Source organism: Xanthomonas albilineans (genome assembly GCF_009931595.1).
Classification (GTDB): domain Bacteria; phylum Pseudomonadota; class Gammaproteobacteria; order Xanthomonadales; family Xanthomonadaceae; genus Xanthomonas_A; species Xanthomonas_A albilineans.
This window is the reverse complement of record NZ_CP046570.1, coordinates 2,811,989-2,838,529: the sequence shown is the minus strand read 5'-3', so window position 1 is coordinate 2,838,529 and position 26,541 is coordinate 2,811,989. Positions and strand designations below refer to the sequence as shown.

The 26,541-nt window shown below is 61.5% G+C and carries 16 protein-coding genes and 1 tRNA gene; 14 read left to right on the top strand and 3 right to left on the bottom strand.

Translation table 11 applies throughout. The annotated features are described in order from the left end of the window. Window positions 1–47 precede the first annotated feature (47 nt). The 11 genes from ybgC to XaFJ1_RS11730 all read left to right on the top strand — a co-directional run bounded on the left by ybgC (window position 48) and on the right by XaFJ1_RS11730 (window position 8,352). Entirely contained in the window at window positions 48–521 is a 474-nt protein-coding gene (ybgC, locus tag XaFJ1_RS11780) for a tol-pal system-associated acyl-CoA thioesterase (protein WP_012916901.1), read from the top strand. Beyond that, window positions 518–1,294, top strand: a complete 777-nt coding sequence (tolQ, locus tag XaFJ1_RS11775) for a protein TolQ (protein ID WP_012916900.1) — start codon at window positions 518–520, stop codon at window positions 1,292–1,294. The genes ybgC and tolQ overlap by 4 nt, the downstream gene beginning before the upstream one ends. Before the next feature lie 37 nt (window positions 1,295–1,331). Continuing rightward, the gene (gene tolR, locus XaFJ1_RS11770; protein ID WP_012916899.1) at window positions 1,332–1,769 is read left to right on the top strand and encodes a protein TolR; all 438 of its coding nucleotides are present in this window, start codon (window positions 1,332–1,334) and stop codon (window positions 1,767–1,769) included. After that, window positions 1,759–2,760 (top strand): cell envelope integrity protein TolA, encoded by a 1,002-nt coding sequence (gene tolA, locus XaFJ1_RS11765; RefSeq protein WP_012916898.1) that lies wholly within the window; start codon window positions 1,759–1,761, stop codon window positions 2,758–2,760. The genes tolR and tolA overlap by 11 nt, the downstream gene beginning before the upstream one ends. A 179-nt stretch (window positions 2,761–2,939) precedes the next feature. Further along, a complete protein-coding gene (gene tolB / locus XaFJ1_RS11760; protein WP_012916897.1) occupies window positions 2,940–4,259 on the top strand; it encodes a Tol-Pal system beta propeller repeat protein TolB in 1,320 nt (439 codons plus the stop codon). Window positions 4,260–4,327: 68 nt separating this feature from the next. Beyond that, a complete protein-coding gene (pal, locus tag XaFJ1_RS11755; protein WP_012916896.1) occupies window positions 4,328–4,846 on the top strand; it encodes a peptidoglycan-associated lipoprotein Pal in 519 nt (172 codons plus the stop codon). A 3-nt stretch (window positions 4,847–4,849) separates the two neighbouring features. Further along, window positions 4,850–5,665, top strand: a complete 816-nt coding sequence (gene ybgF, locus XaFJ1_RS11750) for a tol-pal system protein YbgF (RefSeq protein ID WP_045756984.1) — start codon at window positions 4,850–4,852, stop codon at window positions 5,663–5,665. 49 nt (window positions 5,666–5,714) lie between these two features. Beyond that, window positions 5,715–6,392: a 7-carboxy-7-deazaguanine synthase QueE gene (gene queE / locus XaFJ1_RS11745; protein ID WP_012916894.1), complete on the top strand. Its 678-nt coding sequence runs from the start codon at window positions 5,715–5,717 to the stop codon at window positions 6,390–6,392. Window positions 6,393–6,498: 106 nt separating this feature from the next. After that, window positions 6,499–7,164, top strand: coding sequence for a 7-cyano-7-deazaguanine synthase QueC (queC, locus tag XaFJ1_RS11740; RefSeq protein ID WP_012916893.1), 666 nt, complete (start codon window positions 6,499–6,501; stop codon window positions 7,162–7,164). A gap of 64 nt (window positions 7,165–7,228) precedes the next feature. Beyond that, window positions 7,229–7,304, top strand: a tRNA-Lys gene (locus XaFJ1_RS11735). 610 nt (window positions 7,305–7,914) lie between these two features. After that, window positions 7,915–8,352 carry a hypothetical protein gene (locus XaFJ1_RS11730; protein ID WP_012916892.1) on the top strand — a complete coding sequence of 146 codons (438 nt, stop codon included), beginning with the start codon at window positions 7,915–7,917 and terminating at the stop codon, window positions 8,350–8,352. On the opposite strand, the gene XaFJ1_RS11725 is transcribed toward XaFJ1_RS11730, so the two are convergent. Then, on the bottom strand, window positions 8,336–9,850 hold the full coding sequence (locus XaFJ1_RS11725; RefSeq protein WP_012916891.1) for an MASE1 domain-containing protein: 1,515 nt from the start codon (window positions 9,848–9,850) through the stop codon (window positions 8,336–8,338). The two genes, XaFJ1_RS11730 and XaFJ1_RS11725, sit on opposite strands and share 17 nt — an antisense overlap. Before the next feature lie 774 nt (window positions 9,851–10,624). Beyond that, the gene (locus XaFJ1_RS11720) at window positions 10,625–10,909 is read right to left on the bottom strand and encodes a 3TM-type holin (protein WP_045756983.1); all 285 of its coding nucleotides are present in this window, start codon (window positions 10,907–10,909) and stop codon (window positions 10,625–10,627) included. A gap of 250 nt (window positions 10,910–11,159) precedes the next feature. Here XaFJ1_RS11720 and XaFJ1_RS11715 point away from each other — a divergent pair, with 250 nt between their 5' ends. Then, window positions 11,160–11,642: a hypothetical protein gene (locus XaFJ1_RS11715; protein WP_012916887.1), complete on the top strand. Its 483-nt coding sequence runs from the start codon at window positions 11,160–11,162 to the stop codon at window positions 11,640–11,642. On the opposite strand, the gene XaFJ1_RS11710 is transcribed toward XaFJ1_RS11715, so the two are convergent. After that, window positions 11,621–12,691: a cytochrome-c peroxidase gene (locus tag XaFJ1_RS11710; RefSeq protein ID WP_012916886.1), complete on the bottom strand. Its 1,071-nt coding sequence runs from the start codon at window positions 12,689–12,691 to the stop codon at window positions 11,621–11,623. The genes XaFJ1_RS11715 and XaFJ1_RS11710 overlap by 22 nt on opposite strands. A 191-nt stretch (window positions 12,692–12,882) precedes the next feature. Between XaFJ1_RS11710 and XaFJ1_RS11705 the strand changes: the two genes are divergently transcribed. Together XaFJ1_RS11705 and XaFJ1_RS11700 are read left to right on the top strand one after the other, a co-directional pair. Further along, the gene (locus tag XaFJ1_RS11705) at window positions 12,883–21,105 is read left to right on the top strand and encodes an IPT/TIG domain-containing protein (protein WP_012916885.1); all 8,223 of its coding nucleotides are present in this window, start codon (window positions 12,883–12,885) and stop codon (window positions 21,103–21,105) included. Further along, the gene (locus XaFJ1_RS11700; protein WP_012916884.1) at window positions 21,092–26,530 is read left to right on the top strand and encodes an RHS repeat-associated core domain-containing protein; all 5,439 of its coding nucleotides are present in this window, start codon (window positions 21,092–21,094) and stop codon (window positions 26,528–26,530) included. The genes XaFJ1_RS11705 and XaFJ1_RS11700 overlap by 14 nt, the downstream gene beginning before the upstream one ends. Window positions 26,531–26,541: the final 11 nt, after the last annotated feature.

Here is a 26,541-nt window from a genome sequence, read left to right as displayed (position 1 = left end):
GCGATGAACGCCGCCATCGGCGCTTCACACTCGCGAAGGAATCAGTCATGACCACCGAGTCCCGGGTCACTGGCCCCGAGCCCCAGCCTCTATTCAGTTGGCCGACACGCGTCTACTGGGAAGATACCGACGCCGGTGGCGTGGTCTACCACGCGCGCTACGTTGCCTTTCTGGAACGTGCGCGCACGGAGTGGCTGCGCGCGTTGGGATACGGTCAGGAGCGTTTGCGCCTGGAGCACGATCTGGTGTTCGCGGTGCACGCGATGCAGCTCGACTTCCTGCGCCCGGCACGCCTGGACGATTCCCTGCAAGTGGGCGTCGCGCTGTCGCAATGCAAGCGTGCCAGCCTGCTGTTCGCGCAGTCGATTCACCGCGACGGCGAATTGTTGTTGCGTGCGCAGGTGAAGGTGGCGGCGCTGGGCGCTGGCAGCTTCCGTCCTCGCGCCATCGACGATGTGTTGTACGCCGCATTGAACGCTATTCAAATCACTCAAGCCGAATCACTGAGGAACGACGGATGATTGCATTGCTTCTGGCCCTGCAGGACACAGTGGTGGAGACCCTGCCGCAGGACGTGACCCAGACCGCCGCGCAGGCCGTCGCCAGCACTGCCGCCCATGGCGGTATCAATTACTTGGACCTGATGGTCAAGGCTAGTTTGCCGGTCAAGGTGATCGTGCTGCTGCTGCTGCTCGGCTCGCTGATCAGTTGGGTCATCATCTTCCGCAAGGGGCGGGTGTTCAAACAGGCCAATCGCGAGGCTGACGCGTTCGAGAACCGCTTCTGGTCCGGTGCCGACTTGAGCAAGCTCTACGCTGGGGCGACCGATCGCAATCGCGTGGTCGGTGGCCTGGAGGCGATCTTCGAGGCGGGGTTTCGCGAATTTGCCCGCCTGCGCGACAAGCGTCATCTCGATGCCCGGATACAGCTGGAAGGTGCGCAGCGGGCGATGCGCGCCACCTATGCGCGCGAAGTGGATCGTTTGGAGCGCAATCTTGAATTGCTCGCCAATATCGCTTCCAACGCTCCCTACGTGGGCCTGGTCGGCACCGTGTTCGGCATCATGGTGACCATGCACGACATGATCAACAGCGGCCAACAGGCGGGTATCGCTGCCGTGGCGCCGGGTATTTCCGAGGCGTTGTTCGCGACCGCAATCGGTTTGTTCGTGGCGATCCCGGCGGCGTGGGCGTACAACCGCTTCAGCACTCGGGTCGAGCGTCTGGCCGTACGCTTCGAGACCTTCTCGGAGGAATTCAGCTCCATCCTGCAGCGCCAGGCCAGCGGCGACTGAGCGTCGCCCGCCTGTCCACGACTCCCAGGATTTCCGCATGACTGCCGCCATTTCCCGCCGCAAGCGCCGCAAACTCAAATCCGAGATCAACGTCGTGCCTTACATCGACGTGATGCTGGTGTTGCTGATCATCTTCATGGTCACCGCGCCCTTGCTCAGTCTGAGCGTGGACGTAGATCTGCCCGATTCCACCGCGCGCTCGGTGGAAAGCAAGAAGGACCCGGTGATCGTCACCGTGGATGCCGATGGTCAGTACACCTTGACCCTGCAGGACGGTAAACCGGAGAAGATCGCCAAGCCGGAGCTAGAGGCGAAAGTTCGTGCATTCGTCGGCCAGAACAAGAACGTGCCGGTGTTCGTCGCCGCGCCCGGCAGTTCCAACTACCAGTTGGTCATGGACACCATGGTTCTGCTGCAACAGGCGGGCGTTCCCAAGGTCGGTCTGATGAGTCAGCCGGGACACAATGCACGCTGACGTCGATTCCCGACCGCCGCGTCTCCAAGACGACGGCGATGGCCTGATCTTCGGCATCGCCTTGGCCTTGGCGGTGCACGTGCTGATCGCGCTGCTGCTCTACCTTGCCTGGTGGTGGTCGCCGGTGCGTCAGGTGGAGCCGGCGGCCGGCTCGCCGATGGTCGAGGCCGCGCTGGTGGTCTCGGCGTCGGACGTGCGCTCGGCGCAAAAAGCAGTGCAGGATGCGCCCAAACCGTTGCCGGAACCGCTACCGGAGCCAGTCAAGCAGGTGGCCGAGGAGGACACGGTGCCGCCGCCACAGCCGATTCCAGTGCCGAAACCGCAGCAGGCGCCGACGCCGCAGCAGCAGAAGGCGCAGGATTTCATCCCGGTTCCGGACAAGGTGGACCAGGAGCGCGCCACCCGCGCCGCGATCTCCCAGGAAAAAGAAAAGCAGGAGCAGGAGGCCAAACGCCGTCAGGAACAGATCGATCTGACCGAGCAGAAACGGCAGCAGGAGGCCGAGCAGAAGCAGCGTCTGGCGGCGCAGCAGGAAGAGCAGCGCCAGCAGAAGATCGCCGAGATACGCAAACAGCGCGAGAAGCTCGACCGCGAAGCACAGCTGACCCAGCAGAAGCTGCGTCAGATCGCCGACCTGAGCGCCAAGCAAGCCGCGGCAGCGGCCACGAACACCCCGCAAGAGGCGCCGGGCCAGAACGGCAACAACACCGATTTGCAGGCCAAGTACGCCGCCGCGATTCAACAGGCGGTGCTGAGCCAATGGGTGCGGCCGGATTCGGTGCCGTTGGGGCAGAAGTGCAAAATCGCGATCCGGCAGATCGTGGGCGGACAAGTGATCGAGGCCAAGGTCAGCCCCGACTGCCCCTACGACGAGGCCGGACGGCGCTCGATCGAGGCCGCGGTGCTGCGCGCTCAGCCACTGCCATATCACGGGTTCGAATCGGTGTTCACGCGCGATTTGACCTTCAACTTCACTGCACAGGATCGCTGAGCGGGCGCCGCTGTGCCTAAGCGCGCTTAGGCGGTTGATGGCGTTCAGCGTAGCGCCTGATAGGCGATACTGCGCCATCGTGCTGTCATCGGCTTCACGCGCCGATGGTTCATGATTGCGAATACATTCACCCGCGCATTGCTATTTCTTGCGCCTTTCTGATCCCCGCTGAGCGACCCATGAAGAAATTGCCGCGCTGGTTTGCCGTCCTGATCGCCCTGTTGCTGCCCCTGACTGCGTCCGCCCAGGACAAGGGGTTGGAAATCGATATTGTGGGCGGGAATGCATCGGCGACTCCGATTGCTGTCGTGCCGATGCCTTACCAAGGCTCGGCCGCCGCACCTTCCACCGACGTGGCGGCGGTGGTGCGCGCCGACCTTGACCGCTCCGGTCAATTCCGCGACCTGCCCGAGGCGCAGATGGTCGAGCGTCCGACCCGCGGTAGCGATGTGCAGTACGCCACCTGGCGCGCACTCAAACAGGACTACCTGGTGGTCGGTCGCGTGCTGGACGCGGGCGAGGGTGCCTACCGAGTCGAATACGAACTGTTCGACGTGGCCAAGGGCGAGCGCATTCTCGGTCTGGCGATGACCGCCCGTGCCAATGCAATGCGCGATGTCGCGCATCAAATGGCCGATGCGATCTACGAAAAAATCACTGGCGTGCGCGGCGCGTTCTGGACACGCATTGCCTATGTCACTGCCAGCGGCAAGGATGGGGCCATGCGCTATGCGCTGATGGTGGCCGATTCGGACGGCTACAACCCGCAGACCATCGTGCGCTCGGCCGAACCGCTGCTGTCGCCGAGCTGGAGCCCGGACGGCAAGAAACTAGCCTACGTCAGTTTCGAACATGGCAATTCCTCGATTTATATCCAGGACATCGCCACCGGCGCCCGTCAGTTGGTGTCCAGCTTCCGTGGCATCAATGGTGCGCCGTCGTTCTCCCCGGACGGCAGAAAGTTGGCCCTGACGCTGTCGCGCAGTGGCAACCCGGAGATCTACGTGATGGATCTGGGTAGCAAGCAATTGACCCAGCTGACCAATAACTTTGGCATCGATACCGAGCCGACCTGGGCGCCGGATGGCAATAGTATCTATTTCACCTCCGACCGTGGCGGCCGTCCGCAGATTTACCAAGTGCCGGCGACGGGCGGTAGTGCAACGCGAATCACATTCCAGGGCAATTACAACGCGACTGCCAGCGTGTCTTACGATGGCAAAAAGATCGCCGTGGCCCAGGGCAGCGGCAATAGTTACAAGATCGCGATGATGGACCGTAGCCTGGGAGCGCCGCGTTGGAGCACCTTGTCCACCGGCTCGCTGGACGAGTCGCCGAGCTTTGCTCCCAACGCCAGCATGGTGCTGTATGCGGCACGCGAAGGCGGGCGTGGAGTGCTGTATGCGGTCTCGGCTGATGCCCGCGTCCGCCAGCGTCTGGTCCTGGCCGATGGCGATGTACGTGAACCGTCCTGGTCGCCGTATCGCACCGCGCGTTGACATGTAAGTTTGATGTTAATATCCGCTGTTGAACCCCCTATCGGCCCAGGAGCCATAAAGGTATCGCCATGAACAAGACTACCCGCGTTCTGCTTGTTTCTCTGTTGTCCGTCGCAGCCCTGGCCGGCTGCTCGAAGAAGGTCAAGGAACACCCGCAAACTGACACCACCGGGACCACCGGGAGCACCACCCCGTCGGGTTCGTCGACCTCCGGCCTGTACGGCCCGGGCGATCTGAATACCGATGCCTGCCTGCGCCAGCGTGTGGTCTACTTCGATCTGGACAAGGACACCGTGAAGCCGGAGTTCCAGGCGATCATGGCCTGCCATGCCAAGTACCTGCGTGACCGTCCGTCCTCGCGCATCACCTTGCAGGGCAATACCGACGAGCGCGGCTCGCGCGAGTACAACATGGGTCTGGGCGAGCGTCGCGCCAACTCCGTGTTTTCCGCGCTGCAGGCCAATGGTGGTTCCGCTGCCCAGCTGACCGTTGTCAGCTTCGGCGAAGAGCATCCGGTTTGCACCGAATCGAACGAGTCCTGCTGGTCGCAGAACCGTCGCGTCGAGATTGTCTACACGGCGCAGTAAGGCATGCGTATCGGTGTTCTGACATCGATGATCGTCGCGGTGACCCTTGTGGTCGCCGCGCCGGTTCATGCGCAACGTGCAAGCTTGGCCGACCGCGTTTCCGCGCTCGAGCAGCAGGCGATGAATTCCCAGGGCAACATCGACATGCTGAACCAGCTCAACCAGCTGCGGACGCAGATGCAGTCGATGCAGGCCACGATCGAACAATTGCAACACGACAACGAGCAACTCAAGCAGCAGACCAAGGACCAGTACCTTGACTTGGATGGCCGCTTGAACCAGATCGAGAAGGGAGCTGGTGCCGCCAGTCCGTCGCTCCCTCCGGCCAATGCGGTGGCGCCTTCTGTCGCGCCGACGACAAAGCCGGCGACCATCTCCGAACCGCCGCCGTCGCTGCATGGCGATGCCGGCATGCTGGCCGCCACTGGCGACGAGCGCACCAGCTACAACCTCGCCTTCGACGCGCTGAAGGCTGGTAAATATGCGGATTCGGCGAACCTGTTTCAGAGTTTTCTGCAGAAGTATCCGAACGGCGTCTATGCGCCCAACGCCCTGTATTGGCTGGGCGAGAGCTATTACGCCACCAAGAATTTCGATCTGGCCGAGTCCCAGTTTCGCGACCTGATCGGCCGCTATCCGACGCACGACAAGGCCGCTGGCGCGATGCTCAAGCTGGGCTTGTCGCAGTACGGCGAAGGGCGTGTCCAGGAGGCCGAGCAGACCCTGCAACAGGTGATCGGCAAGTATCCTGGCTCCGATGCCGCGCGTACCGCGCAGGACCGTCTGCAGTCGATTCGCATCGGTCAGCAGTTGCGCTGACCACCTCCGACGCTGCCGCCACCGTCGCGGGAGCACCTTTGATGATGCCATGGCCGCCGTTCCCAGCGAGATCGTCCAAAGCCCGCTTCCACGACTGAAGCTGACGGAAATCTTCCTGTCGCTTCAGGGCGAGGCCGACAGCGCCGGTTGGCCGACCGTGTTCGTGCGGCTGACCGGCTGCCCGTTACGCTGCAGCTACTGCGACACGGCTTATGCCTTTCATGGCGGGCAGTGGTGGGACATCGATGCGATCCTGGCCGAAGTCGCGCGCCATGGCGTGCGCCATGTCTGCGTCACCGGTGGTGAGCCATTGGCGCAGAAGCGGTGTTTGCAGCTCTTGCAGAGTCTGTGCGATACCGGCTACGACGTGTCGCTGGAGACGTCCGGCGCGCTGGACATCGCCGAGGTCGATCCGCGCGTCTCGCGCGTGCTCGACATCAAGACCCCGGCTTCGCACGAAGCGCAGCGCAACCGTTGGGAGAATCTGACGCTGCTGACCGCGCGCGACCAGATCAAGTTCGTGCTATGCGGCCGTGCCGACTACGAATGGGCGCGTGCCCTGGTTGCCGAGCATCAACTGCAGGCGCGTTGCATGGTGTGGTTCTCGCCGAGCAAGAGCGACCTGGACGCACGCGAACTGGCCGACTGGATCGTCGCTGATCGCCTGCCGGTCCGCTTCCAGATGCAGTTGCACAAGTTGCTGTGGAACGACGAGCCAGGGCGGTGAGTTCACTTGGGCGGCTTTTTATTCGTGGCCCGGCGTTTGCCTGCGTTGCATCTGTATCCGTTCGCGTGTTCAGGCTTTTCTTCTTTTTCCACAGATCCGCGTGCCCATGAAAAACGCTGTTGTCCTTCTCTCCGGTGGCATGGATTCGGCCGTCGTTGTCGCTATCGCTCGCGCGCAAGGCTATGCCGTACATGCGTTGAGCGTACGCTACGGTCAACGCCACACCTCGGAACTGGACGCGGCCGCACGTGTGGCTAGCGCCCTGAATGTGGTGGCGCACAAGACCGTCAACGTCGATCTGCGCAGCATTGGTGGCTCTGCCCTGACCGACGACATCGAGGTGCCGGATGCTGGCGGCTCGGGCATCCCGGTGACCTATGTGCCGGCGCGCAACACCATCATGCTGTCGGTGGCATTGGGTTGGGCCGAGGTGTTGGGTGCGGCGGACATCTTCTGCGGCGTCAACGCGGTGGACTACTCCGGCTATCCCGACTGCCGCCCGGAGTTCATCGATGCCTTCCAGACCCTGGCCAACATCGCCACCAAGGCCGGCGTGGAAGGCGCCGGGCTGCGTGTGCATGCGCCGCTTCAACAGATGAGCAAGGCTGACATCGTGCGCGAAGGCGTGCGTCTGGGCGTTGACTTCGGCCTGACCGTCTCCTGCTACCGCGCCGACGCCGCCGGTCGCGCCTGCGGCCATTGTGATGCCTGTCGCTTGCGTGCCGCCGGCTTCGCTGAGGCTGGCGTCCCCGATCCGACTCGCTACGTTTGATTTCGCGAAATGCCCCGCATTGAGGTAGACTGCGCACCCCGGCGCAATGCCGGGGCGTTGTTTTGGGCCGTTAGCTCAGTCGGTAGAGCAGAAGACTTTTAATCTTTTGGTCGATGGTTCGAATCCATCACGGCCCACCATTCACCCAGGACCCAACCGTTCTCCGTTGGGTTTTTTTATGCCCGCAACCCCAGTGTTGGCGGGGCTTCCCGCATTGGCCTCTTGAGCATGCGCCTCCCGCAGGTGCCGTTTTCGGTGCCCATCCAGGCGTTTTTCTCTCTCCGTTCTCTACTGACCTCTTGAACATACAAGAGGCAGAGTCGTGTGTTGATGCGGGTTTACGCGTCATCGGTTTGCTTCTTCGCATGCTCTAGCAGAGGCGACCGAGAATGCGAAATGCGATGCGAGCGGTACAAAAATCGTCTTTTTTGGAGTGTGAAAATTCCATAAATTCCGCCACTATCCGTCAGGTCGGACCCATCGCATCGGTGTGCGTGGACCAGTCTGCGTCAACGCATCGGCGCTGAGCGCATCGAGCATGTCGCGATCTGTCATTGGTTGGCGATGCGTTGTCGTCAATTGCTTGAGCTGCATGGCTGCACGGTGTCTCTAAGGGGCGACGCGTTGTGAAACCTTGCCGTTGGTCAAGATTGCTTGCTTCATTTGTCAACAGGTGACTTGTTGCAGCACGTACCTTGAGTAAGCCTGAAATGCAGGCGAAATCTCCCCATTCAGGGGAAAGGAAAACTCATGGAAATCAAGACAAGCACCATGTTGAGCATCGCATTGTTGGGTGGGCTCCAGGCCGTTGCCATATCGGCTCAAGCTTGCTGCCCTGATCCTACCCACGGAGCACCTAACGCTTCGATGATGGCCACCGGCCTTGGGGAAAGCACTCCAAAGGCTCCTGATCTCTCACTAGATCCGTCGTGGCACATCTACGAGTTTCAGCGCGATGGATTCAGTTATTTGCAGGTCAGTGATCTGACAGGGACAGTGCGCGCTGCAGTGGGCAATATCAACGGCATGTTGTGGGTGCTGCCCATGGGCGTGGACGTGTCGCGCGTGTCGTTACCAGCGAAGGGGAGCGTCCCAAGGGGGACGGTGGTGTACCAGGCCTCGACGTTCATGGTGCGAGTCATACCTGGTCGCCAGGTTAATAAGTGGGAGATCACAGCCGCAGATTAATCTTTTTATTCACTGCTTCTGAAACAAGGAAGCTGATGCTGTAGGCATGGCGGCGCCGGCAGGTGCCGCCATGTGTTTCGAGCCTGGCAGCCAGTTCCCAATCCGTATCGTGTACAACGTGCTTTGTAGGATTCTGCGGCGATGCGTAGGCGATGACGCAGACCGCGATCCCTTGGTGATGTCTCGTGCGCCAGACCCTTGCCTTGATGAGATGTCTACTCGCTAATGGTAGCGAATCGATCACATTGAGTACGCTGCGATAGGCGGCCAATTGCAATCCTACCGACAAGCGCTTGGAGTCACCCTTCAGGCTGAGCCGGAACTCCGTATTACACAGGTTGCTAAACGTCATCGAGCGCAATATGTCATACAGTCCATGTGTTTCGATGCCGAGCGGGTACAGCGCGGTCACGTACTCGTCGAGAAGCCGGGCCTGGATCATTCCGGTTCGTGTCATTTCCATCGCTGCTGCATGCTGGCCCTTGGAGCGAAGGTACGCAACGATATCCTTGCGCATTTTGTTGATATGCACAGTGATGTCGCTGTACTCGACGACGCGCCTTCTGAGTGTGCGTTCGGCTTGCAGGTAGCTGGCTTGTGCGAGCTGGAGGGCTTGCTCTCGAGCATGACGGAAGCGCCGTGCCCGTTCAAACGCAGAGGACAAACGGGAGCCGAAGACGAACATCCCCGTGGCGATTGCTGCAAGTGTCAGTTGTATGAGAAACGCGTCGGCGTTGTACGCACCATACGTTCTTGCGTCGGTTAGCATGATACCGATGGCAGCGTTGGCCAGTACGATGCCGATTGCCGCTCCGCTCCAGCCGTGTAGCAGCGTCAGCATAATTGCCGGAATGACCATCATCGCCATGAGCATTTGATGCAATGGACGGTCTTGGGTGATGACTGCCATGATCAACAGTGCTACCACCACTCCCGTGGCCAGGATGCCATCCTTCAAAAATCGGGAATTGGCTACTTCGTGTTCTTTGCGCCGTAGCCACAGCAGCGCAGGCATGATGAACATCAGCATGCCCATGTAGTCGCCGAGCCAGTAACGTACCAGCATCTCTATTGGCTTAATATCAAGGATGCTGTGGCCCTCTAACGCGGCACTCAAGGCCATGTTGCACAGAGTGCTCCAAAGTGCCAGCGCCAATGCCAGCGGTAGTAGCAGGCATTCTTTTTCCAGAAGTCGCACCATATGTCGCCTGGCGGCATGTGCCATCAGCGCCACGCATGGCATCAGTAGGAAGGGACTCGTGTATGCCCACACCCGATTGGTTCCGCCCTCATGCACCATTGGCACGCGGATCATTAGTAGTGCTGCTGCATCGCCGAAAAGCAAATAAGGCCATAGCCGGTAAGGCAGGAAGAGTAGGGTCGCTGCGCGCAGTCCTGCGGGTAAGTACCATTGATCGACTGAGAGCTGCCAGGCCACTAAAAAGGAAGCGCAGTAAGCCGCACTTAGCAAGAATCCCTTAGCGATGTCTTTTTTCATTCCCCCCGCACTCCTATCCCTGGCTTTTATATCTTGAATATATTATAAATTTTTCATGTGCGGGTAGACATTTATATATGATTATTGGAGGGGTATTTAGGGGTGTTTATGTTTGCAGAATTCGGTGTGGCGCGTATTTATCAATCTTCTTTAAGCGATTGGCGTGCGCTGAGCTAATTGTTCAGCGGTCGCGTAACGAGTTCATCGATCCATCGAACATACTCATGTCCTTGCGCCTCTATTTGAGAGTGGTAAACGAAATCTAGTGAATGGGGAGAACAGTTGGGCAGGGGCGATACTGATGAGCGTTGGCGCGATCCGACCCAGATGCAGCGCGCGTGGCAGGCGCCTGACGCAATGGGTGCGCCAGGCACGGACAGAGTGCCCAAACAGATGTGCGCCCACGGCCGACGAGGGCTGGGGGTGTCTTGAAGCTGATTCGAGGATGGGATGCCTGCTCAAGCCATGGACCTTATGCGCAGGTGATGCCGATGTGCCAACCGTCGTCTTATTGGATACGACATTGTGCCGGGGCTGTCAAAGACATGGCCATCTGGGGATGCAGCGCGCGCATGAGTCCGGCACTGGAGCACAGTACCCGCCGCCATGCGGAGGCTGTCGGCAATCAACGTGGTGGGCTGCGCAGGCATGGACGCAAAGCCGTCAAGGCATGAGGGCGTTACGCTGCTCCTTTTACGCGCTCGACCACATGCAGTCCGCCCAATCCCAACATGCCGAGCGTGAGGGTGGCGAGCGGTCCAATGTCGAGTGAGGTCAGGTTGAGAGGATGGGCCGACGGCTGCTGCCACCGCGTTGGTGAGTGGCCCGCCGACGAAGTTCCAGCAATACCCGGGCGACGCAGACCCAGCCCAACCCTCCGCGCCAGTGTTGCAGAGGGTCGGAACTCTGCGCTTTGGCTTTGTCGATGTCGGTCTGCGTTTGAATGAGCGTCAGCGTCGCCGCCAGCTTGGTCTTGTCCTGCTCGGTTTTGTCGGGGAAGAACATCCCGATGATGCTTTTGGCCGCTTCCGCCGCCGTACCGATGCCGCTGATGTCCATGGTGATCTCCTCAAGCGTAGCAGGCGACAGGTTCGCAACCCTGTGCCCATTGATAGTCGACGGTGTGGTCACCGCTGCCGACGAATGCGATCAGCCTGGTCAGCGTCATGCGGCTGTCGAGGATGGCCAGTTGCGCGCCTCTGTCGCAGCACATCGCAGTTGAATCGCCTGCGCGCGTATGCCTGCTGTCATCTAAATGGCTGATTATTGATAGACTCGCGCCGAACCTGGCACATATAAGGAGTGGGAAATGAGCAAGCCGTTGTATGGAAGTCTGCTGATGGTGGCGGTCGCGTTGTGCGGTTGCACGGGCGCTGGTTCGGGGACTGGCGCTGCGGCGCAGGCATCGGCCGCTCAGACGCAAGGGCCGTTTGCGATTCGGCAGATTCTGCTGGGTGGGGAAAGCGGCACGCTCAACGCAGGCCAGCCGCCCAAGCCGGTCACGCCGCAGACCACGGTTGTCGTCACTGTCGCGTTGAATGCTGCCGCGCGCGAGCCGCAGCCCCTCTCGCTGCGCCTGATCGATGTCTCGAACGGAAAAACGGTTGGCGAACAGCATGCCGTCATCGCGGCAGGGGCGGAGTCGGCACGTTTCGAGTTCAAGCCAGCGCAATCCTGGACATCGGGCCGGCATCTGCTGGAGGCCCGCCTGGGCCAGGCGGGCAAAGTCTTTCAGCGCGAATTCGATGTCGTGCCGGAAACCGCAGGCGGTCACTCCGCGCCGGGTGCCTGAGCATTTCGCAGCGGAGCGTCTTCAAGCGCATACAGGAAGGCACGCAGGTCGCCTTGCTCCTGCGTCGTTAGCGTGATCGGGGTGCCGCGCGTCAGGCTGCGGTAATAGATTTCCCGTTGTATTGCCGCATCCAGCGACGGCACACTGCCGTCGTGCATATAAGGCGCGGTGCGGGTGACATTGCGCAGCGTGGGCGTGCGGTAGGCCGACAGGTTTTCGCCTTGGCCGTCCACGGCGAAACGCCCTAGCGCCGCCATCTCCGGATCCGAGAGCACCAATTCGGCAAGCGGAACTCCCTGCTGCCGTTTGGCTTGAAAGGCGGCGATGGTGGTTTTTACGTGGCCGGCCAGTTGTTCCAAGCCGACATTGGAGTGGTGGAAGCGATTATCGGTGAACGTTGCCGGCGTGCCGTCGAGTCGATGGCACGCGGCGCAGTCGGCTTTCCCTTGGAAGATTGCTAGGCCACGGCGTTCTGATTCTGTCAGCGCGCTGGTGTCGCCGGCGGCATAGGCGTCGTAGCGGCTATGCCCGCCGGCAATAGAATTGAGATAGGCCAGGATCGCACGCGAAATGCGTGCCTCATCGATGTGATCATCGCCGAAGGATGCCTGGAAGCGCTGCCGATAGGCCGCTTGCCGGCGCAACAGATCGACCACCGCCGCCATGTTTGGTTGCGCCATTTCCGCCCGGTTGGTGAAGGCGGCGACCGCCACGCGTTCAATGTGGTCTTCCCGCCCATCCCAGAAATAATGTTGGAAATACGGCAAGTCCAGCAGACTGGGCGCATTGCGCGTGCCGACACGGCCGCCGTCCAGATGCGGAACCGCCTCGGGTTGGGTGAAAGCGTCATCCGCGCGATGGCAGGTTGCGCATGCGAGGGTGCCGGTCGCACTCAACGAGGTGTCATGGAACAGCGCACTGCCCAGCGCGGAGGTGGCCACAGCGGCCTGATGTTTTTCCCGTTGCTGCAGGGAGGTGAGCGCATAGGCCGCAGCCCCGATGGTGAGTGCGGTCCCTGCAAGCAGACTAAGCCAGACGATCCGTCGCATATGGAGGTGGAAATGTTGTCGGGAGTTCAGTATAAAGGCGCGGGGGGACCAGAATCATTCCGCTTACGGGCGGTTGCCAATTGATGGGTCATAGGGGAAAAAGTCGCATGGAAAGGCGATTGAGGGAGCGTGTTGTATCGGTTGGCAAGGCGACCCAGCGCATTCGATGGCGTGTCGCAGGTCCGCTCGGTGTGCTGATCGGCTTATTGCTGTGTTCGCTGTGCGCGTTGGCGACGTCCTACGTGTACGACGCGGGCGGGCGGCTGGTCGCGGTCAGCAACGACACTAGTGCCAGCGGGCGCTACAGCTACGGAAATATCGGCAATCTGGTCGCGGTCGATCGTATCGCCGGCCAACTGGCGATCTTCGCGTTCAGTCCAGGGCGTGGCGCGCCAGGTACATCGGTCACTATCAAGGGCCAAGGCTTCAGTGCGACCGCCAGCCAGAACGCGGTCCAGTTCAACGGTGTGGCGGCGACGGTATCGACTGCCAGCAACACCGAACTGACCGTGGTCGTGCCCTCCGGCGCCACCACCGGCCCCATTGCGATCACCGTCGGCAGCGCCACGGCTAGCAGCGCCGTGAACTTCATCGTGGACGCCGCTGCGGCGGGTCCGACCATCGACACGGTCGCGCCCACCTTGCTGGCGATCGGTGAATCGGTCACTGTCACGGGTAAAGGATTTTTGCCTGTGCAGGGGCAGACGTCGACGTTGCTCAACGCACGCACGGTATCGCCGGCGACATTGTCGAACACCACGATTGTCTTCCCGGCACCAGCCAACGTTGGCAGCGGCAAGGTCACTGTGACCACGCCATACGGTTCTGCGACAAGCGCGCAGGATGTGGTGGTCGTCCCTGCGGGCATCGACAAGACACAGATCGAATCGATCAAACGTCTGACCTTGGGTGCCGCGCCGCAACCTGTGGGCGTCACTGCATCGGGAAATTCGCTGGCAGTGCTCTACGATCTCACGGCTGGCGATTATCCAAGCCTGCAGTTCAGTGGACTCGGTGGGGTGTCGGTCAGTTACACAGTTTATGGCCCGACGAACGCCACACTGGCTTCTGGCTCGGTGAGCGCAAGGACTCCTAGCGTACATCTGCCTAGAGCACCTGCCAGCGGCACCTATTTTGTGCTTCTGCAGCCGTCTCAGGTGCCTGCGACGTGGCAGCTTGCGGTCGAGAAAGCAACGCCGCTGGATGTAAACGGCGCTTCCTTGATCCAGCCGATCATCGGTGCCGCACAAAGCAAACGATTCGTCTTCAACGCAGTCAAAGGCCAGAATCTTGGCCTTGGCCTGAGCGATATAGTTACGCAGAACGCTACAGAGACATCGTCCATTTCCCTGCAAGTTTTCGATTCAGGCAGCGCTCTGGTGGCATATCAGTATTGCTACACAACACACATTAGCGGCTGCCAGTTGAACATACCCAATATACAGATAGGCGCCTATACCGTGGTGGTGTCGCCGCCGTCGGACGGCGACCAGACGATGCAGTTCACGGCCACGCTCTCGACCGATCTCATCGACAGCCTACCTTTGAACATAGCCAAGGCGATCAGCTTGACACGCCACGGCCAGAACGACCGTTTGAGCTTCACCGGCAAAGCGGGGCAGGAGGGACTGGCACTGAGTTTCTCAAGGGTGAGTACGGTACCTGCTAATTCTAATGTCTACTTCACGGTCTATGCGCCGGACGGTTCGCAGGTGAACAGCACGATGATGGGGCGCTACGGCGGAATCTTGAACCTGCCCAAGTTGCCTGCGGATGGTGTGTACACAGTCTTCGTCGATCCGTATTACGGCGAGACGGTCAATGCGACGGTGTTTCTTTCCACGCCGATCAAAGGCACCACGCCGATCGACGGCGTGTCGGGCAGTTACGCCACTACCGAGCCCGGGCAGAACGTGTATCTGAGTTTCACCGCGATGGCTGGGCAGAACCTCGGATTTGCGCTGAGCGACATGGTGACGCCAAACACGACGTTGCAATTTTATCTGCAAGTGCTTGATTCAACTAGTGCTGTTGTGGCCAACCAGTATTGTTTCGCGTCCAATAACGGGTGTCAGTTAAACCTGTCCAACCTGGCGGGGGGGACGTATACCGTGGTGGTATCGCCGCCATCGGACGGGGACCAGACGATGCAGTTCACGGCCACTCTCTCGGCCGATCTTGCCGACAGCCTGCCGTTGAACACGGCCAAGGCGATCAGCCTGACACGACGTGGTCAGAATGCGCGCCTGAGCTTCAGCGGCACGGCGGGGCAGCAGGGGCCGGTGCTGCGCGTCTCTGGGCAGAGCACGGCGCCTGCCAATGCGTCTGTTTATTACACCGTCTATGCGCCGGACAGGTCGCAGGTGAGCGCCATGGCAGTGGGCGGAGTGGGGAATAGTAGTAGGACCTTGAACATGCCCAAGCTGCCGGCGGACGGTATCTACACGATCTTAGTCGATCCGTATTACGGCGAGACGGCCAATGCGACCGTGATGCTCTCCGCGCCGATCAACGGCACCGCGCCGATCGACGGTACGCCGGGGAGCTACGTCACCACCGTGCCCGGACAGGACGTGTCTCTGACTTTCACCGCCACGGCGGGGCAGAACCTTGGGTTTGCGCTAAGCGACATCGTGACACCGAATTCGACGTCTCCCATCTATGTGGATGTGCGGGATCCCAACGGCAATGGTGTGTATGGTGTGTATTGCTATGCGTCCTATAACGGCTGTCAGGTGAACCTGTCCAACCTGGCGGGAGGGACGTATACGTTGGTGATGTCCCCGCCATCGGACGGGGACCAGACGATGCAGTTCACTTCCGCGCTCTCGGCCGATCTCACCGACAGCTTGTCGTTGAATACCGCCAAGGCGATGAGCCTGACACGGCGCGGCCAGAATGCCCGCCTGAGTTTCAGCGGTAAAGCGGGGCAACAGGGACTGGCGCTGCAAGTTTCGGGGCAAAGCACGGCGCCAGCCAATGCCAATGTCTACTACACCGTCTACGCGCCGGATGGGTCGCAATTGAACAGCATGGGGCTCATGGGGAATGGGAGCGGGACCTTGAACCTGTCCAAGCTGCCTGCGGACGGGACATACACTGTCTTTGTGGACCCGTATCTCGGCGAGACGGCCAATGCGACCGTGTTGCTCTCGGGGCCCATCACCGACACGACACCGGTCGACGGCACGCCGGGCAGTTACGCCACCACTGTGCCTGGGCAGAACGTGTCTCTGAGTTTCACTGCCACGGCGGGGCAGAACCTTGGATTTGCGCTGAGCGACATCGTCACGCCGAACACGACTTCATCCATCTATCTGCAAGTGAGCGGTCCCAACGGCAATGCGGTGGCCTCTCAGTATTGCTACGCGTCCAATCACGGCTGTCAGGTGAACCTGTCCAACCTGGCGGCGGGGACGTATACCGTGGTGATGTCGCCGCCATCGGATGGTGACCAGACGATGCAGTTCACGTCCACTCTCTCGGCCGATTTCACCGACAGCTTGTCGTTGAATACAGCCAAGGCGATGAGCCTGACGCGTCGTGGTCAGAATGCTCGCCTGAGCTTCAGTGGTACGGCAGGCCAACAGGGGCTGGCGCTGCAAGTCTCGGGGCAGACTACGGCACCGGCTGGTGCCAAGGTCTACTACACCGTCTATGCGCCGGATGGGTCGCAGTTGAGCAGCATGTTGGTGACGGGCAGTGGGAGCGGGACCTTGAACCTGTCCAAGCTGCCTGCGGATGGGACGTACACGGTTTTCGTCGATCCGTATTACGGCGAGACGACAAATGCGACCGTGCTGCTCTCCGCGCCGATCAACGGCACCACGCCGATCGACGGCACGCCGGGGAGCTATGCCACCACCGTGCCTGGTCAGAATGTGTACCTGAGTTTCACCGCGATGGCGGGGCAGAACCTCGGATTTGCGCTGAGCGACATCGTGACACCGAACGCGACGTCGCCCATCTATCTGCAAGTGCGCGATCCCAGTGGCAATACGGTTGCTTCTCAGTATTGCTATGCGTCCAGTAACGGCTGCCAAGTGAATCTGTCTAATCTGGCAGGAGGCACGTATACCGCAGGGATTTCGCCACCGTCGGACGGCGACCAGACGATGCGGTTCACGTCCACGCTCTCCGCCGATCTTGCTGACATCCTGCCGTTGAACAAGGCGAAGGCGCTGAGCCTTGCGCGGCGTGGCCAAAATGCCCGCTTGAACTTCAGCGGCAAAGCAGGGCAACTGGGAATGGCGCTGCAGGTCTCGGGCCAGAGTACGGCACCGGCCAATGCTTATGTCTACTACACCGTCTACGCGCCGGATGGGTCGCAGTTGAACAGCACGGTAGTGACGGATAGTAGAAGCGTGACTTTGAACCTGTCCAAGCTTCCTGCGGACGGGACGTACACGGTCTTCGTCGATCCGTATTACGGCGAGACAGCCAGCGCTACGATACTTTTGTCCTCGCCCATTACCGATACAGCGCCTATCGACGGTGCGTCTGGCAGCTATGCCACCAGCGTTCCCGGGCAGAATGTATATCTGAATTTCACTGCCATGGCCGGCCAGAGCCTGGGATTGGGGTTGAGCAGCATAGTGACGCCAAACACGACGTCGAATATGTCCATGCAGGTATTTGATTCCGTAGGTAATGCGGTGTCGCGCAATCAATATTGCTACGCGCAAAATGATGGCTGCCAGGTGAACTTGCCCAATCTGGTTGGAGGTACATATACCGTGGTCGTGGTGCCGCCGTCGGATGGTGACCAGACGATGAGGTTCACCTCAACGTTGTCCACGGATCTCAACGGCACTCTGACGCAAGGCACAGCCAAGGCGGTGAGCTTGACGCGTCGTGGTCAGAATGCTCGCCTGAGCTTCAAGGGCACGGCGGGACAGGCATTGACGCTAAGCGCTTCGGGTCAAAGTACTGTGCCGGCCAACGGCGTTGTTGGCTACACCGTTTACGCGCCGGATGGATCGCAATTGTATGGCACTTGGGTAAGTGCCGATACAGCTCTGAACTTGCCAAATTTGCCGGCGGACGGGACATACACGGTCTTCGTTGATCCCTCTTTTGGTGAAACGATAAATGCGACTGTGCTGCTATCGCAGGCCATCACCGGCACGATGCCAGTCGATGGTAATCAGGGTAGTTATGCCACCGCCATCGCAGGGCGGAACGTGTATCTGAGTTTCACCGCTAGCGCTGGGCAGAACCTAGGGTTGGGGTTAAGCGATATCGTGACGCCGAATACGACATCGAAAATATCCTTACAAGTTTTTGATCCAGCCGGTAATACGGTGACCAACATGCCTTGTTATGCGGCCAATCATGGTTGCGATGTGAACCTGTCCAATCTAGTCGGGGGTGCATATACCGTTGTGGTGTCGCCACCGTCGGACGGGGATCAAACGATGAAGTTCACGGCCACGCTCTCGGCCGACCTTGTTGGCAGCCTGACGCTGGGTAAGGTTAACGCTATGAGCTTGACCCGCCCTGGTCAAAATGCCCGTTTAAGTTTCACTGGCGTAGCGGGACAGATGCTGGAGATGCAAGTCTCGCGACAGAGTACGGTGCCGGCCAATGGCACTGTCTACTACACAGTTTACGCGCCTGATGGTTCTCAATTGAGTAGCACGGAGTTTGACGACTCGGATGAAACTGGCACGTGGAGCATACCCTCGCTACCGTCGGACGGCACGTACATGATTTTTGTCGATCCTTTTAATGGTGCTACGGCCAATGCAAATCTCTCGCTCTCTTCGCCCATCAACGCCATAGCGCCTGTTGACGGTACATCGGGCAGCTATGCCACGACAATGCCTGGGCAGAACGTGTATCTGAGCTTCAACGCCACGGCTGGACAGAACCTGGGTATGGCACTGAGCGACATCGTGACGCCGAACTCGACGTCTCCCATGTATTTATCAATTAATGATCCAAATGGCGCATTTGTGGTCTACCAATCTTGCTTGGCAGCCAATAACGGCTGTCAATTGAATTTGACTAATCTTTTGGGGGGTACTTATACCGCGGTGATTTACCCGCCGTCGGATGGCGACCAAACCATGAAGTTCACCTCCACGTTGTCCACGGATCTCACCGACAGTCTGGTGCTCGGCACGGCCAAATCGGTGAGCCTGACGCGGCGCGGCCAGAATGCTCGTCTGAGCTTCAACGGCACGGCGGGACAGCAAGGATTGGCTTTGCAGGTTTCCGGGCAAAGCACGGTGCCGACGGCGCGCGGTGTCTATTACACGGTCTATGCGCCGGATGGATCGCAATTGAACAGCGCATCGATCACGGCCAGTGGCAGTGTGAACCTGCCCAAGCTGCCGGCCACCGGCACGTACATGGTCTTTGTAGACCCTGGTTACGGCGAAACCGCGAGCGCCAGCGTGTTGCTCTCGTCTTCCTCGTCCATCACTGGCACGGTGCCGGTCGACGGTACGTCGGGGAGCTACACCACCACCATGTCCGGGCAGAAGGTGGCGCTGAGTTTCACCGCCACCGCCGGGCAGAACCTGGGGTTTGCGCTGAGCGATATCGTCACGCCGAACACGACGTCCAACCTGTCTCTGCAAATCGCCGATTCCGCCGGCAACGTGGTGGGTAGCCAGACCTGTGCGGCGGCTAATAACGGCTGTCAGGTGAATCTGTCCAGCCTGAATGCGGGGACGTACAGCGCTGTGGTGTCGCCGCCGACAAACGGCAACCAAACGATGAAGTTCACCGCCACGCTCTCCAGTGATCTCACCGACAGTCTGGTGCTCGGCACGGCCAAATCGGTGAGCCTGACACGGCGCGGCCAGAACGCCCGTCTGAGCTTCAGCGGCACGGCGGGGCAGCAGGGATTGACGCTGCAGGTTTCCGGGCAAAGCACGGTGCCGACAGCGCGCGGTGTCTATTACACCGTCTACGCGCCGGATGGATCGCAATTGAACAGCGCGTCGATCACTGGCAGTGGCAGCGTGAACCTGTCCAAGTTGCCGACTACCGGCACGTACATGGTCTTTGTCGATCCCGGTTACGGCGAAACCGCCAGCGCCAGCCTGTTGCTCTCGTCTGCCTCGGCCATCACCGGCACGGTGCCGGTCAATGGCACGCCGGGGAGCTATGCCACCACGGTGCCCGGACAGAAGGTGGCGCTGAGTTTCACCGCCACCGCCGGGCAAAACCTGGGCTTTGCGCTGAGCGACATCGTTACGTCGAACACGACATCGACCATCTCCCTGCAAATTGCGGATTCCGCCGGTAACGCGTTGGGCAGCCAGACCTGCGCGGCGGCCAATAACGGTTGCCAGGTGAACCTGTCCAACTTGAAGGCGAGCACGTACAGCGTGGTGCTGTCGCCGCCGTCAGCCGGCGACCAGACCATGAAGTTCACCGCCACGCTGTCCACCGACCTCACCGATAGTCTGGTGCCAGGCACGGCCAAGGCAGTGAGCTTGACGCGTCGTGGGCAGAACAGCCGTCTGAGCTTCAGCGGCACGGCGGGTCAGCAGGGGCTTGCGCTGCGGGTGTCGGGGCAGAGCACGGTGCCGGCCAGTCGCACGGTCGATTACACGGTCTACGCGCCGGATGGATCGCAATTGAACAGCCAGTCGGTGGCGACGAACGGCACCTTGAACCTGTCCAAATTGCCGGCGACCGGGACGTACACCGTCTTCGTCGATCCGCATTATGGTGAGACGGCCAGCGCCAGCGTGCTGCTTGCGTCGGCCGTCACCGGCACGATGACGGTCAATGGCACGCCGGGCAGCTCCGCGACCACCGTGCCCGGGCAGAAGGTGTACTTGAGCTTCACCGCCACCGCCGGGCAGAACTTGGGCTTTGCGCTGAGCGACATCGTCACGTCGAACACCACGTCGACCATGTCCCTGCAAATTGCAGATCCCACTGGCAACGCAGTGGGCAGCCAGACCTGTGCGGCAGCCAATAACGGTTGCCAGGTGAACCTATCCAACCTGAAGGCGGGGACGTACAGCGTGGTGCTGTCGCCACCGCCGGATGGCGACCAGACCATGAAATTCACCTCCACGCTGTCCACGGACCTCACCGATCGCTTGGTGCTGGGTACGGCCAAGGCAGTGAGCCTGACGCGTCGCGGGCAGAACAGCCGCCTGAGCTTCAGCGGCACGGCAGGGCAGGGGTTGGTGCTGCGGGTCTCGGCGCAAACCACGGTGCCGGCCAGTCGCGCGGTCGATTACACGGTCTATGCGCCGGATGGAACGCTCTTGAACACGGTTTCGGTGAGCGCGAGCGGGTCGTTGAACCTGAGCAAACTTCCAACCACTGGAACCTACACGGTCTTCGTCGATCCGCACTACGGCGAGACGATCAGTTCGCAACTGCTGGTGGGCACCAGCACTCGCTCTCAAGCCAAGGACATCTCCCATGCCAACCCCTAAGATCGCATTGACAGGATGGATATGCAGCATCGGCCTGGGAATGGTCGCGGCCTTGGCGAGCGTGCCTGCGGGCTGGGCGCAGCAGGGGTCCGATGCGCCGCGTGCCGCATCGACGCCGGCGTCCGCTGCGCAGGTGATGGCGTCCACGCCGCCGCGCGTGGTGCTGGAGGGCGGTCGGCTGCTGCAGATGGAGTCCACGGGCCAAACGCTCGTGTTGACGACGGCGGACAGCCCGCATCCGCTGCGCACCTGGCCGCTGCTGGAACCGCGCCAAGGCGCCAGCCTGACCCGCCTGGCCGATGGGCGGGTGCTGCTGTGGGGCGGCGCGGGCGACGATGGCGCGCTGCGCAAGACCGGCGTGTTGCTCGATCCGAGCAAGGACGGCTGGGGGCCGACGGCGCTGGATGGCGTGCAGCCGCGCGCCGGCCATAGCGCCACGCTGTTGAGCGATGGCCGCCTGCTGGTGGCCGGCGGTCGCGGTGCGCCTGCTCAGGCGCAGCTATGGGATCCGCGCACGCAACAGGTGACGCAGATCGCCATGCCGGCACGAGTGGGGCAGACCGCCATGCTCCAGGCCGATGGCAAGGTGCGCCTGTCGGGTGGTACGGATGGCCGTGGGCAGCCGGCGTCGCAGGATGTGGTGTTCGATCCGGCCACGGGAACATTCGCCTCGGCGGGTCCGGTGGGCGCGGCGTTCGGTACGCCGCTGGCCGTAGCTGCGGCGTCGCCGAAGGACCAGGACGAGCGGGTCGATCCGGCCACGCGCATCGCGCTGCGCTTCACGCGTCCGGTGCGCGGCAGCGAGGTGAACGGCTCCACCGTGGCCCTGATGGGGCCGGCGGGTCCGGTCGAGACGCGGGTGACGACGGCCGAAGGCGGGCGTCTGGTATTTGTGCAACCCGATGCGTTGCTGTTCCCCGGCACGGATTACACGGTGATGGTGGACGGCCTGCATGGGCTGGATGGCGCGGCGCTGCCGCTGTCGGTGATCGAGTGGAAGACCGCCGCGAGCGTGGCGGCGCCGACCGTGCAGGCGTCTGGCGTGGCCGCGCGGCCATCGGCAACGCTGTTGGGCTGCGGCCAATCGCATCCGTTGCCGTGCCGGGCGCATGCGCTGCTCGCCGATGGCACTTGGCGTCCGGGCCAGGACAACACCGATGCGCGCTGGCGGGCGCCCGGCGCCCAACCGGCGCAGCCGGCGCTGAGCGCGTTGGAGGCGGTGGCGATGGCCAGCCAGCGCACCAGCCTCAGCGGCCAGGTGTTGTTGGTGGACGGCCAGCCCATCGCCGGAGTGGCGGTCAGCGTAGGCACGCAGCTCACCCACACCGATCCGACCGGTCGCTTCGTCCTGTCCGGCCTGCCCACCGGCCACCAGGAACTGTACGTGGATGGCAGCGCGGCCAATGCGGCCGGGCGTGAGTACGGCGAGTTCGTGGTCGGCGTCGAGTTGCAGGCCGGGCAGCTCACGCGGCTGCCCTACACGATGTACCTGCCGCGTATCAGCGCCCGCGACACCACCGCCATCGCCTCGCCGCTGAAACAGGATGTGGTGCTCACCCATCCGGATATGCCGGGCCTGCAGATCCACATTCCGGCCGGCACGGTGATCCGTGACCGCAAGGGCGCGCTGGTGCATCACCTCTCCATCGTGCCGACGCCGGTCAACCGCGCCCCGTTCCCGGTGGCGAGCAACTACCCGATGTACTTCACCCTGGAACCGGGCGGAGCCACGGTGCAGGCGCTGACGCCGCAGGCGGCGCAGGGGATCAAGATCCTGTACCCGAACTACGACACGCTGGCCACCGGCACACGGGCCAATTTCTGGATTTACGACCCATCCGAAGGTTGGCGGGTGTACGGGCAGGGGCGGGTGACCAGCGACGGCACGCGCATCGCCCCGGAAGGCGGTGTGGCGCTGTACAAGACCATGGGCGCCAGCTACAGCATCGACCACAACACACCGCCACCGGAGCCAGACACGCCGCACTGCAGCGATGGTTGCGGCAAGGAGGCTGGTGGCAGTGGCGCGACGGCGGGTGATCCGATCGACCTGTACACCGGAGAATTTTCCTATACCGAGACCGACGCGGTGGTGCCGGGCCTGTCGCCCCTGGTAGTGACCCGTGTCTATCGCCCGGGCGACCCCAACAAGCAGGACTTCGGGATCGGTACAGCGGCCAATTTCCGCTACCGGCTCTACGCTCCTCCCTCCAATTTGCAACACGGGGGGTGTGCTGGCGGCGGTCAGTGCCCCACCACGACCGATTACAACCAACTGCAACTGGTGCTGCCCGGCGGCATGCCGGTGACGTTCGCGCGCGTGTCCGGCACCAGCGGCAGCTTGGCTGGGCAATGGCAGCAGACCGGCTCGGTTTCCGGTTATGCCGGTGCGACCATCACCCAGGGCACCTCGCGCGGCCACGGCTACCTGCTGACGTTGCGCGACGGCAGCATGATGTATTTCAACCAGTATTCGCCCAACAGTCTGGAGTGGACCCTGGACCGCTTCGGTAACCGGGTGGATTACACCTACGACGCCGGCCTGGTCAACCACATCGTCGTCAGCCACATCGTCTCGGCCATGGGGCGTTCGCTGAGCATCGGCTACGACAGCAACAACCGCATCAACACGCTGAGCGACCCGCTGGGCAACACCTGGTCCTACGCCTACAACGATGATGGCTACCTGTCGCAGGTGACCCGACCAGATGGCAGCACGCGCAGTTATCACTACAAGATCCGCCAGGCCACCGACACCTTGCCGTACCAGGCGCGGTTGGAGTCCATCGCCGACAGCAAACAGCAGCGTGTGGTGTTCAACGAGTTCGAGAGCGCCAACGGCACCTGGACGGGTCGGGTAGTCAAACAGACCCAGGCCGATGGCGGGGTGCTGACGATCAACTACGCGCATGTGGATGGCGGCACCACCGGGGTGCTGGTGACCAAGCCGGACGGCAGCCAGCGCCGGGTGGTGTTCGACCCGGTCAGTCACTACCCCAGCAGCGACACCCTGGCCTACGGCACGCCCCTGGCGCAGACCATCACCTACGAACGCACCGCCAGCGGCCAGACCACCGCGCGCACCGACGCCCTGGGCCGGCGTACCGAGTACGCCTACGACAGCGCCGGACGTCCGCTCCAGATCACCCAACTGGCCGGCACCGCGCAGGCACGGACCACCACGGTCAGCTACACCGGCGATGGCGATCTGGCCGCGATCACCGATGCCCTGGGCCGCACCACCAGCTTCGCCTACACGAACCGCTGCCTGACCTCGGTGACCACGCCGCTGGGCCAGACCAGCACCGCCACCTGCAACGGCGCCGGGCAACGCCTGAGCGTGACCGACCCACTCGGCCACACCAGTAACTTCACCTGGAGCAACGACGACCTGACCGCGATCACCGACGCGTTAGGTAGGCAGACGCAGTTACGCTACGACGCGCTGGGCCGCTTGATCGGCGTGCAGGACGCGCAAGGCAACGTCTCGCGCTTCGAATACGACGCATTGGGCCGGCAGACCAAGGCGGTCGATCCGCTGGGCAACAGCGTGTCAACGGGGTTCGATGCCAACGGCAACGTGTCGGCGATCCTGCTGCCGAACGGTGCGGGTGTCACCTACGCCTACGACGCACTCAACCGCCGCATCAGCCGCACCGACGCGCTGGGCCAGGCGGAGAGCTGGACTTACGACAGCATGGGCCGTGTCGCTAGCCACACCGATCGACGCAACCGCACCACCACCTACAGCTATGACGCGTTGGGCCGTCCGAGCACCGCCACGCTACCCGGCGCGGGCGGCACCTTGAGCGCCAGCTACGACGCCGGCAACCGGCTGGTGGCGCTGTCCGACAGCCTGTCGGGCACGCTGAGTTGGAGCTACGACGGCTTCGACCAGGTGACCCAGGCCAACGGCCCGCAAGGCAATATCCTGTATGGCTACGACGCCGTGGGCCGGCGGACAAGTATGCAGGCGGCCGGACAGGCACAGGTCATCTATGCCTACGATGACGGTAACCGTCTGACCGGCATCAGCCAGGGTAGCGACACGGTGAGCTTCGCCTACGACAGCGCCAACCGGCCGAGTAGCATGACGCTACCCAATCAGGTGCAGACGGTGTACGTGTACAACGACGCCAACCAGGTCACCGGCCTTGCTTGGGGCAAAGCGGGGCAGACGGCGCTGGGCAGCCTGGGCTACGGCTACGACAGCCGAGGGTTACTCGTCGCGCAGACCGGCAGTCATGCTCCGCAGGCGCTACCAACGGCCAGCACCAATAACGTCTTCGACGACAACAACCGGCAGACCCAGGCCAATGGCGTCGCCATGAGCTACGACGCCGACGGCCACCTGCTTACGGACGGCACAAGAACCTACACCTGGGACGACCGCGACCACCTGAGCCAGATCAGTCAAGGCGGGACTGTCATTGCCAGTTACAGCTACGACGCACTGGGTCGTCGCACCGCCAAGACCGAGAGTGGCGCGACCACGCAATACCTGTACGACGGCCGGAACACCGTACAGGAAACGCAGGGAGCGACGATCAACCCAATCCTGACCGGCCTGGGCATCGACCAGCGCTATGCGCGCGACGATAACGGTGGACGTACCTATTTCCTGACCGACGGGTTGGGCAGCACCCGGCTGCTGACCGATACGAATGGGAATGCGGTCCAGCGGTACGACTACGATCCCTACGGCACCACCACGCAGAGCAGCGCCAGTTACAACAACCCGTATCAGTACACGGGGCGGGAACGCGATGCCAGTGGGTTGTACTACTACCGCGCACGGTATTACACGCCGGAATTGGCAAGGTTCATCAGCGAAGACCCGATTAAGTTGGCGGGTGGGGTGAATACTTACGCTTATACGGGCGGTAACCCAGTCATGTATCGAGATCCCGTTGGACATGAATTTGTTACCGCTGCTATTGGCGCGGTTTTAGGTGGTGTGGCAGGTTATGAAGCAGGTGGCTGGCAAGGTGCTGTCGCTGGCGGATTAGTTGGAGGCGTTGTTGGATTTGTTGCGCCTCAAGCTTCGGCATTCGTTGGTACTTTAGCCGGTGAAGGACTGGCTGGGATGTTTGCAAGCGCAGGTGCAACCGTTGTAATTGGTGGAGCATCTGGAGCTGGGGCTACAGTTTTGGGTAACGAAATTTATAACGCGACTCGATCCCCGTGCGAAAAGCAAAAGCGTTGGAACGATGACATCGTTTACGGTACGGCATTGGGAGCGATGGCTCCATTGATGAGTGGCGAAGCATTTATTGTTGGTGCTGGTGAGGAGGCGGTTGGTGCAGCAACTTCCAATGTTTTTTCTGGCATTACTGGTGTTATTAATGCTATTGGAACTGCTCTGGATCCGGATGCGTCTCATGGTTTCCGCTCTCCAAGTGAGAGTGGTTGTGGCTGTCAATAGTAGAGAACAGA